Below are 11,057 nucleotides of genomic sequence, written 5' to 3'. Positions count from 1 at the left end.
GTTTTTGCGCCACCCCGATGCCTCTTGCGGAGGGGGAGGCTCCGCTGGGTCTTTTGTCCTAGGACCCCCGCCCCGGCGACCGTCTCACCAGGGCGGCTCTCCCCGACCGGACCGTAGCGGGCCCCTCAGGACCGGAGATAGGTCAGCACGGCCAGCACCCTGCGGTGATCCCCGTCACTCGGCGACAGCCCCAGCTTCAGGAAGATGTTGCTGACGTGCTTCTCGACCGCACCGTCGCTGACCACCAACTGCCGTGCCACAGCGGAATTTGTCCTTCCCTCGGCCATCAGGCCCAGGACCTCCCGCTCCCGCGGGGTGAGCCCGGCCAGCACGTCCTGCTTGCGGCTGCGACCGAGCAACTGCGCGACGACCTCGGGGTCCAGAGCGGTACCGCCACGGGCGACGCGGACCACGGCGTCGACGAACTCCCGCACCTCGGCGACCCGGTCCTTCAGCAGATAGCCCACGCCCCGGCTGCTCCCCGCCAGCAGCTCCGTCGCGTACTGCTCCTCCACGTACTGCGAGAGCACGAGCACGCCCAGCCCCGGGTGCGCCTTGCGGAGCTGCACCGCGGCCCGCACGCCCTCGTCGGTGTGGGTCGGCGGCATCCGTACGTCCGCGACCACCACGTCCGGCAGGGCGTTCTCGTCGGCGAGCTCCTTGATGACCTTCAGGAGCGCCTCGGCGTCGCCGACACCGGCGACGACGTCGTGCCCGCGGTCGGTGAGCAGGCGGGTCAGCCCTTCCCGAAGCAGCACCGAATCCTCGGCGATGACGACCCGCACCCTGTCCTCCACGATTCCCTTGCCCCCATGTTTTGTCGCTGCGTTTGCGTCCAGCATCGCAGCATTTCGGCTGGGGGCGCGGGTCCGTTGCGCCTGCGGCGGGCTCTTCCCCTACCCCGCCCCTTCCCGAAACCGGGGCTCCGCCCCGGACCCCGAAGCACGCTTCGCGCGCTGTCCTCAATCGCCGGACGGGCTGGATTTTCCAGCCCGTCCGGCGATTGAGGACGCGCCCGCAGGGCGCTGGGGAACAAAAAGTCAGCCCCGCCAGGGGAGTTCCGCCGTCACCGTCGTCGGCCCGCCCACCGGCGAGTCGACCACCAGCAGTCCGTCCACCGACCCCAGACGTTCGGCCAGGCCCGCCAAGCCGCTGCCGGAAGCCGTCGACGCCCCGCCCCGCCCGTCGTCCCACACCTGAAGCATCACGCGGTTCTCCGAGCGCCACGCGTCGACCCGCGCCGCACGGGCCCCACTGTGCTTGCTGATGTTCTGGAGCAGCTCGGAGACCGTGAAGTAGGCGATGCCCTCGATGGCCTGAGCCGGGCGGGACGTCAGGTCCACCTCCACCTGCACGGGGACCGTGCAGCGCGCGGCCAGCGCCGAGAGGGCCGGGCCCAGGCCGCGGTCGGTGAGGATCGCCGGGTGGATGCCGCGGGCGAGGTCGCGCAGTTCCTGGAGGGCGAGCTTCACCTCGCCGTGCGCCTCGTCGACCATCTTCGCCGCGGCCTCCGGGTCCTCCTCCAGCTTCTCCTTCGCGAGCCCCAGGTCCATGGCCAGGGCCACGAGGCGGGCCTGGGCGCCGTCGTGCAGGTCGCGCTCGATGCGGCGCAGGTCGGCGGCCGCGGTGTCGACGACCACGCCGCGGTCCTCCTCCAGCTCCCACACCCGCGCCGCCAGCCGGGACGGGCCCAGCAGCCCGAGCACCAGCATCCGGTCGCCGAAGGCGAGACCGCGGATGATCCAGGGGGTGATCAGGACGAGGACCAGGCCGACGGCGCAGGTCGCCCCGATCTCGAAGGGGTTGTCGAGGTAGAGGGCGGTGCCGTCGGCGTCGCCGTACACCTGCATGCCCGGCTGGCCCCAGTAGGTGGGGTACATCCACATGTACGCCGGGTACAGGAACAGTGCCCAGCTCACCGCCCACATGGTCAGCGACACCACGAAGGCCGTGATCGCCCAGGGCAGGTGCACCACGCAGTAGAGCAGGTGCCGCCACGACGTACCGCTCTTGAGCAGTGCCCCCGTCCAGGCGAGCGGACCGCTCCGGCCCTTCGGCGGGCGCACCGGCTCCGGCTCGGCCATCTCCATCCGGAGCAGCCCGCGCGCCCGCGCCCGCTCGGCCGCGCCCAGCAGCCGCGACCCGAGGAGCGCCGCGGCCAGTACCGGCACCCCGACGAAGGTGATCAGCAGACCGGCGCCGAGGGACACCATCGTGATCGCGTAGCTGAAGGTCAGGACCGACATCGGGAGGCTGAGCAGGAGATAGAGGAACTCCCGCCAGGTGCGGGCCTCCACGGGCGCGCGCAGCACGGCGGGCACGCGGTGGGTCGCCGCCCGTCCTTCGTCGATGGCCATCTGTGTCGTCCGATCTGCCAGGGCTCTGCTTGACGTACTCCAGCCTCGCGGAGGGCGAGGGCCGGGACCATGGAGCGAGTAGGTGTCCCGGGGTGGGGTTGTCCCTACCTTCGGGGCTCCGGAGGTCACACCGGGGAGCGGTCGCGCCAGGGAAGCTCCGCCGTGACCACCGTCGGCCCGCCCGCCGGCGAGTCCACGACGAACAGTCCGTCGACCGACCCCAGGCGTTCCGCCAGCCCCGCCAGACCGCTGCCGGAGTCCGTCGACGCCCCGCCCCTGCCGTCGTCGCGCACCTGGATGAGCAGCCGGTCCTCCTTGCGCCACAGCTCGACCTCGGCGGTGCGGGCGGCACTGTGCTTGCTGATGTTCTGGAGCAGCTCGGAGACCGTGAAGTACGCGATGCCCTCGATCGCCTGCGCGGGCCGGGCGGCCAGGTCCACTGACACGCTGACCGGCACGGTGCAGCGGGCCGCCACCGACGACAGGGCCGCGTCCAGGCCACGGTCCGTCAGGACGGCCGGGTGGATGCCGCGGGCGAGGTCGCGCAGTTCCTGGAGGGCGAGCTTCACCTCGCCGTGCGCCTCGTCGACCATCTTCGCCGCGGCCTCGGGGTCCTCCAGCACCTTCTCCTTCGCCATGCCAAGACCCATGGCGAGCGCCACGAGGCGGGCCTGGGCGCCGTCGTGCAGGTCGCGCTCGATGCGGCGCAGGTCGGCGGCCGCGGTGTCCACGACGATGCCGCGATCAGACTCCAGCTCGGCGACCCGCCGTTCGAGCTCGCTGGAGGGGGACAGCAGCCCGCGCACCATGGCCCGGTCCGCGTTCGTCAGCAAGCGCGCGAGGTGGCCGAGCACGGGCCAGGCGACGAACAGCGCGCAGAGGGTGACGCCGAAAGTGAGAACGCCCCATGGCAGTCGTATGAACGAGTAGAGCGTGCTCCGCCAGGCCACCGGGTCCTTCACCGCCGCCCACGTCCAGGAGAGGAACCCCCGGTTCCGGGGGTGTCGCGACAGCGGGCTCGGCTCGTCGATCCGCAGGCCCAGCAGCGCCCGGGACCGGCCCCGCTCCATCCGCCCCACCCACCGTGCCCCCAGCAGCCCGAGCGCCAGCAGCGGCAGTCCGATCACGGTGATCGACAGCGCCGCGCCCGCGTACAGCCACAGCGACACATAGACGAACCCGGCGATCCCCACGGGCAGGTTGAGCAGGAGGTGGGCGACTTCCCGCCACGTCCGCGCGCCGAAGGCGAAGCGGGCGGGTGGCAACCGGTCCTGGTCGTGGTCGGTCCCACCGTCACGGAGGGTCGTGGGGCCGGTGCTCCCGGTGGTGCTTCCGGTGGTGCTGTGTGCGGCACTGCTGGCGGTCATACGCCCAGCCTGCCGGGCCGGGCGGGCCGACGCCATGGGGGTCATGGGTGCGCCCGGGTGGGGATAACCCCACCTCCGGCCGGACAGCGCTGCTCGCCGTGACCTTGTCAGGGCCTAGACTCCCGTGCGTAAAGAATCGTCGAAATGTGCTGGACAGGGAGCGAGGGCGGACGTGCCGGAGGCCACCGTGCGCACCGACAGTGCGGGCGTCCCCGACGTCCAGCTGGCTACTGACTACTTCCACAGCTATTCGGTGGTCGGACTGCTCGCCGTCGTCGGCGTGCTCTTCGTCGCCGTCGCGTTCGCGGCCGGACGGCTGCTGCGGCCCGTGGTGCCGACGCCCGAGAAGCTGCTGACGTACGAGTGCGGCGTCGACCCCGTCGGCGAGGGCTGGGCGCACACCCAGATCCGCTACTACGTCTACGCCTTCCTGTATGTGATCTTCGCGGTGGACTCGATCTTCCTGTTCCCCTGGGCGACGGTCTTCGCCGCGCCGGGCTTCGGGGGTGCCACGCTCGTGGAGATGTTCGTCTTCCTCGGCTTCCTCGCCGTGGGTCTGTTGTACGCATGGAAGAAGGGCGTCCTCGAATGGACGTGACACCGGTGGACCTGCCCGAGCCGCGACGGTTGGGCGCCCTGTCCCGGCTCGCGCCCGAACCCATGAAGGTGGTCCTCAACTGGGGCCGCCGCTACAGCCTGTGGGTCTTCAACTTCGGCCTCGCCTGCTGCGCGATCGAATTCATCGCCGCGTCGATGGCCCGGCACGACTTCATCCGCCTCGGCGTCATCCCCTTCGCCCCGGGCCCCCGCCAGGCGGACCTCATGATCGTCTCGGGCACCGTGACGGACAAGATGGCCCCCGCGGTCAAGCGGCTCTACGAGCAGATGCCGGAGCCGAAGTACGTCATCTCCTTCGGCGCGTGCTCCAACTGCGGCGGCCCGTACTGGGACTCGTACGCGGTGACCAAGGGCGTCGACCAGATCATCCCGGTCGACGTCTACGTCCCGGGCTGCCCGCCCCGCCCCGAGGCGCTGCTCCAGGGCATCCTCAAGCTCCAGGAGAAGATCGCGCAGGAGTCCCTGCGCGACCGCTACGCACCCGGCGCGGGCCCGTCGGCGGCGGCGCTGAAGAGCGGCTTGGTGCCTCAGCCTCAACCGGCGGAAGCCGGGGGTACGGAACGATGAGCGAGCCGACGAATCAGGGCGAGGGCGCGCCGGAGGCTGCTGCCGAGACCTCCGGTGCGATCGCCGCCGATGAGGCGGCGGTCGCGTGGCTGCCGCGCGGCGCCGCGGAGTTGTTCGGCGAGGGCGCGAGCGCCGAGGAGGCGTACGGGCTGCTCACCGTCGACGTGCCCGCCACCGCCTGGCTCACCGCCCTCGAAACGGCCCGCACCACGCTGGGCTGCACGTTCTTCGACTGGCTCAGCGCCGTCGACGAGCCCGGTACGGGCTTTTGCGTCTGCGCCCACCTCGTGGCCCTGCCGGGCCCGGAGGGCGGGGTGCGCCGCCTCGTCGTCCGCACCACCGTGCCGCACGACAAGCCGGTGCTGCCGACCGCGATCGGCGTCTACGCCGGTGCGGCGTGGCACGAGCGCGAGACCCACGAGATGTTCGGCGTGGACTTCACGGGGCACCCCCACCTCGTACCGCTGCTGCTCCCCGAGGGCTTCGAGGGGCACCCGCTGCGCAAGGATTTCGTGCTGGCCGCGCGCGTCGCGAAGGCATGGCCCGGGGCGAAGGAACCGGGCGAGTCCGAGGGGGGCGGCCCGAAGCGCCGTCAGATGCTCCCGCCGGGCGTCCCCGACCCCAACGAGTGGGGCCCTCTCAAGGGCCAGCTCCCCCCTGCCCCGGCCCGCCCGGCCCGCGGAGCGCGCGCGGCGGCCGCGGGCGCACCCGCCGCGGGGGACCGCCCCGTACGGCGGGCCCGCAGCGTCGGCGAGGGCTCGGCGAGCCAGGCCGCCGCCCCGGCCCCGCGCCGCACGCGCAGCGTGAGCGAGGGCTCGGCGAGCCAGCAGCCGACGGAGTCGGCGGAGTCGTCTCCGGCGGCGGAGGGGCGCCCGGCTCGCCGCAGCCGCAGCGCGAGCGAAGGCTCCGCGAGCCAGCAGGCCGCCTCCCCGGCTGCGGACCGCCCTGCCCGGCATACGCGCAGCGCGAGCGACGGCTCTGCGAGCCAGGCCGCTCCCGAGCAGCGGACGCACGACGAAACTTCCGGCGCCGAGCAGGCCGCGGCCCAGCCGCAGCCGGCACCACGCTCGTCCGACGCACCGTGGCACCACGCCCGCCCGGCATTCGACGACACGAAGCCGCCGACGGCGGGTGAGTCGTCGGAACCGGACGCGCCGAGCCAAGCGGGCCCTGCGCCCGGTGCCGTCACGCCGACGGCGGCGGGCGAGCCGTCCGAGCCGGATGCCAGGCCGGGCGACGACGCGGAGCCGCCCGGCGCGGCAGCGGCGCCGGGCGTGGGCGGCGCCCCGCCCGAGCCATCCGCGGCAGCGGACGCAGCGGACGACGCGGATGACGCGAAGACGGAAGACCAGGGACCGGACGCGCCGAGCCAAGCAGGCCCTGCGCCCGGTGTCGTGACGCCGCCCGCGGTGGGCGAGCCGTCCGAGCCGCCCGCCGGGCCGGGCGACGACGTGTCGCCGCAGGCTTCCGCCGAGTCGGGCGGTCGCCCCGACGACGCGGAGCCGCCCGGCGCGGCAGCGGCGCCGCCCGCGGGCGGCACCTCGCCCGAGCCATCCGCGGCAGCGGACGCAGCGGACATCGCGGACGACGCGAAGACAGAAGACCAGGGACCGGGCGCGCAGCGCCCCGATACGGCAGGAGGCGAGGCGCAGTGAGTGGCACTCTCGACGTGGTGCTGCGCCTCGTCGCCGTGTTCGCCGTCTTCCTCGTGCTGCCGCTGGCGATCGGGCAGACCGAGCACAAGGTCATGGCCCATATGCAGGGGCGGCTCGGGCCGATGTACGCCGGTGGGTTCCACGGCTGGGCGCAGCTCGTCGCGGACGGCGTGAAGTTCGCGCAGAAGGAAGACATCGTGCCCGCGGGCGCGGACCGGCGGATCTTCCAGCTCGCGCCGGCCGTCGCCCTCCTGCCGTACCTCCTGGTGCTGGTCGCGATCCCGGTCGGGCCGGGCAACGCCGTGGGCCAGTTCATCGACGCGGGCATCTTCTTCGTCCTCGCCGTCATGGGCGTGGGCGTGCTCGGCTCGCTGATGGCCGGCTGGGCGTCCGCGAACAAGTTCTCGCTGCTCGGTGGCCTGCGGACCGCCGCCCAGCTGATGGCGTACGAGCTGCCGATGCTGCTCACGGCGGCCTCGGTCGCCATGGCGGCGGGCACGGTCTCGCTGCCGGGCATCGTGGACGCCTTCCACTGGTGGTGGGTGCCCTGGCAGATCGTCGGCGGCCTGGTCTTCTTCACGGCCGGACTCGCCGAGCTGCAACGCCCGCCCTTCGACATGCCGGTGGCCGACTCCGAGATCATCTTCGGTGCCTACACCGAGTACACCGGCCTCCGCTTCGCCCTCTTCCTCCTCTCCGAGTACGCGGGCATCGTCGTCCTCTGCGGTCTGACGACGGTCCTCTTCCTCGGCGGCTGGCACGGCCCGTTCGGCGCCGACGGCCTCGGCTGGCTGTGGACCCTGCTCAAGACGCTGGTCCTCGCCTTCGTGGTCATCTGGCTGCGCGTCACCTATCCGCGACTGCGCGAGGACCAGCTGCAGAAGCTGGCCTGGACGGTCCTCATTCCGCTCGCCCTGGCGCAGATCGCGCTCACCGGCGTCGTCAAGGTGGTGATCTCCTGATGACCCATGACAAGAAGCACTGGCCCGGCTCCGGCCTCGCCAAGGGCCTCGCCGTCACCCTCCGCACGCTGACGAAGCGCACGGTCACCGCCCAGTACCCCGACGTACAGCCCGAACTGCCCCCGCGCACCCGCGGTGTCATCGGCCTGTTCGAGGAGAACTGCACGGTCTGCATGCTGTGCGCCCGCGAGTGCCCGGACTGGTGCATCTACATCGACTCCCACAAGGAGACCGTGCCCCCGGCCGCCCCCGGCGGGCGCGAGCGCAGCCGGAACGTCCTCGACCGCTTCGCGATCGACTTCTCGCTCTGCATGTACTGCGGCATCTGCATCGAGGTGTGCCCCTTCGACGCGCTGTTCTGGTCGCCCGAGTTCGAGTACGCGGAGACCGACATCCACGACCTCACCCACGAGCGCGACAAGCTGCGCGAGTGGATGTGGACGGTGCCCGAGCCGCCCGCGCTCGACCCGGCGGCAGAGGAGCCGAAGGAGATCGCGGCCGCCCGCAAGACCGCCGAGAAGATGGCGGCCCAGCGGGAGAAGGAGAAAGAGGAGGGGGAAGCGTGACCGGCACCGCAGCGCTCGCCGCGCAGGCGCACGGCACCCATACGCTCGCCGCGCAGACGCAAGGTTTCCTCTCCACCTCCGGCGTGGAGATCGCCTTCCTCCTGGTCGGCCTGGTCACCCTCGGCGCGGCCCTCGTCACCGTCACCACCAGGCAGCTGGTGCACGCCGCCCTGTGGCTGGTGGTCACCCTCGGCGGGCTCGCGGTCGAGTACCTCCTGCTCACGGCGGAGTTCATCGCCTGGGTGCAGGTGCTCATCTACGTGGGCTCCGTCGTCGTCCTCCTGCTCTTCGGGCTGATGCTCACCAAGGCGCCCATCGGCCGCTCCCCGGACGCCGACTCGGGCAACCGCTACCCCGCCCTCGGGGTCGCAGGAGCCGCGGCCGTCGCGCTGGTGTGGGTGGTCGCCGATGCCTTCCGCACGACCTGGATCGAGCTCGACGGGGCCCCGCAGGGCACCACCAAGGTCTCCGGAGAGTTCCTCTTCCGGAACTGGGTGCTGCCCTTCGAGGCCCTGTCCGTCCTGCTGCTCGCCGCGCTCGTCGGCGCGGTCGTCCTCTCCCGCAGGAAGAACGCACAGGCAGGGGAGAAGCGCTGATGCACCTCGTCTACCCCGCCGTCCTCGCCGCCCTCCTCTTCTGCACCGGGCTCTACGGCGTGCTCGCCCGGCGCAACGCGATCCTCGTCCTGATGTCCGTCGAGCTGATGCTCAACGCCGTCAACCTCAACCTCGTCGCCTTCGACGTGTGGCTGCGCGACACGCTCCACGCGGGCCAGGCGCTCACCCTCTTCACCATCGCCATCGCCGCCGCCGAGATCGGCATCGGACTTGCGATCGTGCTGCTCGTGTACCGCAACCGCGGCACCGCCGACATCGACCGGCTCCGTGACCTCCACGAGGACGCGCCCGGACCCGACGCAGGCCACGGTGACCGCGAGGAGAAGGCGGAGGCCGCCGCGTGACGACCACGACCACCGCCGTACTCGTCCCCCTGCTGCCCTTCCTCGGCGCCGCCGCGGGCCTCCTGCTCGGCCGCCGCGCGCCCGGCTTCGTACGGCCCCTCGCCGTGCTGCCGACCCTCGCCGCGGCCGTCCTCGCCGTCGTCGTCGCCTGGCGGCAGGGCGGGGGCGAACCCCTCGACGCGGCCAGGCGGCTGACGCCCACCGGGTCCGTGCCCATCGACCTCGCGCTGCACCTCGACGGCTTCGCCGTGCTCGTCGCCGTGCTCGTCGGCGTCGTCGCGACCTGCGTCCAGCTCTACTCGACGGCCTATCTGCGCGACGACCCGCGCTACCCCTCCTACGCGGCCCTCGTCTCCCTCTTCACCTCCGCCATGCTGCTCGTCGTCTACTCCGGCGACCTGATGGTGCTGCTGGTCGGCTGGGAGATCATGGGCATCTGCTCGTACTTCCTGGTCGGCCACTACTGGGAGACCGAGGCCGCGCGCAGCGCCTCCCTCAAGGCCTTCCTGGTCACCAAGCTCGGCGACGTCCCCTTCCTGATCGGCATCCTCGCGCTGGCCGCCGACGCCGGGACGTTCCGCATCAACGGCATCCTCAGCGCCGTCGCCTCCGGCTCCATCGGCCACCCGACGCTCATCGCGCTGCTGCTGCTCGCGGGCGTCGCGGGCAAGTCCGCGCAGTTCCCGCTGCACACCTGGCTGCCCGACGCGATGGCGGGCCCCACGCCCGTCTCCGCGCTGATCCACGCCGCGACGATGGTCGCCGCCGGTGTCTACTTCGTCGCCCGGCTCCTCCCCGTCTTCACCGCCTCCTCGGCGGCGCTGGTGGTGCTCGCCGTGATGGCGGCGGTCACCATGGTCGGCTCGGCGCTCGCCGCGCTCGCCCAGGACGACATCAAGCGCGTCCTCGCCTACTCGACCGTCGGCCAGCTCGGCTACATGACCGGCGCCCTCGCCGTCGGCGACCGGGACGCGGCCGTCTTCCACCTCATCACCCACGGCGCGTTCAAGGCCCTCCTCTTCCTCGGCGCGGGCGTGATCATCCACGCCGCCGGCACCAACTCGCTGGGCGCGATGGCCCGCATGGGCGGCCTCGCCAAGCGCATCCCCGACGCGTACTGGACGATGACGGTCGCCCTGCTCGCGCTCGCCGCGATCCCCCCGTTCAGCGGCTTCTTCTCCAAGGAGGCCGTCCTCGGCGCGGCCGAGCACGCCACCGGCGGCGACGCGCACGGCATCCCGCACGCGGCCGGCTGGACCGTCCTCGTCGCCGGGCTGCTCACCGCCCTGCTCACCGCCGGCTACGCCACCCGCCTGTGGCTGCGCGCCTTCCACGGCAAGGGACCCGAGGCCCCCGACCACGGCAGGCAGCCCACCGCCATGAACGCCGTCCTCTGGGTCCTCTTCCTCCCCACCCTCGGGCTCGGCCTGGCCGCGTGGAAGCTCCCCGACTGGTTCGACGGGAACTCCCTCACCCCGACCCTCACCACCTCCGTGCTCGGCACCGGCTGCGCCCTCGCCGGCGCGGCCGTCACCTACGCGGCCTGGCGGCGCACCGCCCCCCTCGCGGCCCGCGCGCCCCTGGGCGCCGTCGCCGCCGACCCGGACGCGGCCCCCTACATCTCCGAGGAAGAGACCATCGCCACCCACGTGGCGGCCTACGGGAACATCGCGGGCGCCCACGACCCGTCCGACCCCGGCCGCCTCCTCCTCGGCCCCCTGCACCGCCACGCGGTCGCCGGCTTCCACCTCGACGCCGTCTACTCCGCCCTCTTCGTACGGCCCGTGCGAGCCGCCGCCGGTCTTGTGCGCTTCCTCGACCGCGAGGTCGTCGACGCCTACGTCCGCGGTGCCGCGGGCGCCCCCCGCCTGCTCGGCGCGGCCGTCCGCCGCGCCCAGACCGGCAATGTGCAGACCTATCTCAGCGCCCTGCTCGCCGGCTCCGTCGTCCTGGCCGTCGCCGCCGTGCTCGTAGCCACCGGAGCCTGACCGTGAGTCATACCGT

11 protein-coding genes are annotated in these 11,057 nt (G+C 72.7%); 8 read left to right on the top strand and 3 right to left on the bottom strand.

All coding sequences use genetic code 11. From position 1 onward, the window contains the following. Window positions 1-125 precede the first annotated feature (125 nt). From DXZ73_RS20550 to DXZ73_RS20540, 3 genes are all read right to left on the bottom strand, one after another. Window positions 126-797: a response regulator transcription factor gene (locus DXZ73_RS20550; RefSeq protein WP_116212517.1), complete on the bottom strand. Its 672-nt coding sequence runs from the start codon at window positions 795-797 to the stop codon at window positions 126-128. A 243-nt stretch (window positions 798-1,040) separates the two neighbouring features. Further along, window positions 1,041-2,357: a sensor histidine kinase gene (locus tag DXZ73_RS20545; RefSeq protein ID WP_116212515.1), complete on the bottom strand. Its 1,317-nt coding sequence runs from the start codon at window positions 2,355-2,357 to the stop codon at window positions 1,041-1,043. Between the two features lie 125 nt (window positions 2,358-2,482). Next, window positions 2,483-3,724 carry a sensor histidine kinase gene (locus tag DXZ73_RS20540; RefSeq protein ID WP_205519196.1) on the bottom strand — a complete coding sequence of 414 codons (1,242 nt, stop codon included), beginning with the start codon at window positions 3,722-3,724 and terminating at the stop codon, window positions 2,483-2,485. A gap of 172 nt (window positions 3,725-3,896) precedes the next feature. Between DXZ73_RS20540 and DXZ73_RS20535 the strand changes: the two genes are divergently transcribed. Genes DXZ73_RS20535 through DXZ73_RS20500 form a run of 8 tightly spaced genes read left to right on the top strand, consistent with a single transcriptional unit; the run spans window position 3,897 to window position 11,041 of the window. Beyond that, window positions 3,897-4,322 carry an NADH-quinone oxidoreductase subunit A gene (locus DXZ73_RS20535; RefSeq protein ID WP_205519195.1) on the top strand — a complete coding sequence of 142 codons (426 nt, stop codon included), beginning with the start codon at window positions 3,897-3,899 and terminating at the stop codon, window positions 4,320-4,322. Then, window positions 4,313-4,909 carry an NADH-quinone oxidoreductase subunit B gene (locus DXZ73_RS20530; protein ID WP_116212513.1) on the top strand — a complete coding sequence of 199 codons (597 nt, stop codon included), beginning with the start codon at window positions 4,313-4,315 and terminating at the stop codon, window positions 4,907-4,909. The genes DXZ73_RS20535 and DXZ73_RS20530 overlap by 10 nt, the downstream gene beginning before the upstream one ends. Continuing rightward, a complete protein-coding gene (locus tag DXZ73_RS20525) occupies window positions 4,906-6,564 on the top strand; it encodes an NADH-quinone oxidoreductase subunit C (RefSeq protein WP_116212511.1) in 1,659 nt (552 codons plus the stop codon). The genes DXZ73_RS20530 and DXZ73_RS20525 overlap by 4 nt, the downstream gene beginning before the upstream one ends. Beyond that, on the top strand, window positions 6,561-7,526 hold the full coding sequence (locus tag DXZ73_RS20520; RefSeq protein ID WP_116212509.1) for a complex I subunit 1/NuoH family protein: 966 nt from the start codon (window positions 6,561-6,563) through the stop codon (window positions 7,524-7,526). Before DXZ73_RS20525 ends, DXZ73_RS20520 begins: the two co-directional genes overlap by 4 nt. Further along, window positions 7,526-8,092: a NuoI/complex I 23 kDa subunit family protein gene (locus DXZ73_RS20515; RefSeq protein WP_116212507.1), complete on the top strand. Its 567-nt coding sequence runs from the start codon at window positions 7,526-7,528 to the stop codon at window positions 8,090-8,092. The genes DXZ73_RS20520 and DXZ73_RS20515 overlap by 1 nt, the downstream gene beginning before the upstream one ends. Continuing rightward, on the top strand, window positions 8,089-8,688 hold the full coding sequence (locus DXZ73_RS20510) for an NADH-quinone oxidoreductase subunit J family protein (protein ID WP_116212505.1): 600 nt from the start codon (window positions 8,089-8,091) through the stop codon (window positions 8,686-8,688). Before DXZ73_RS20515 ends, DXZ73_RS20510 begins: the two co-directional genes overlap by 4 nt. After that, a complete protein-coding gene (gene nuoK / locus DXZ73_RS20505) occupies window positions 8,688-9,053 on the top strand; it encodes an NADH-quinone oxidoreductase subunit NuoK (RefSeq protein WP_116212503.1) in 366 nt (121 codons plus the stop codon). Before DXZ73_RS20510 ends, nuoK begins: the two co-directional genes overlap by 1 nt. Beyond that, window positions 9,050-11,041 carry an NADH-quinone oxidoreductase subunit L gene (locus DXZ73_RS20500; protein ID WP_116212501.1) on the top strand — a complete coding sequence of 664 codons (1,992 nt, stop codon included), beginning with the start codon at window positions 9,050-9,052 and terminating at the stop codon, window positions 11,039-11,041. Before nuoK ends, DXZ73_RS20500 begins: the two co-directional genes overlap by 4 nt. Window positions 11,042-11,057: the final 16 nt, after the last annotated feature.

Origin of the sequence: Streptoverticillium olivoreticuli subsp. olivoreticuli, from assembly GCF_003391135.1 — a bacterium.
In the GTDB taxonomy this organism is placed as follows: Bacteria; Actinomycetota; Actinomycetes; order Streptomycetales; family Streptomycetaceae; genus Streptomyces; species Streptomyces blastmyceticus.
The sequence above is the reverse complement of the archived record's forward strand: the minus strand, read 5'-3'. Positions and strand labels throughout refer to the sequence as shown.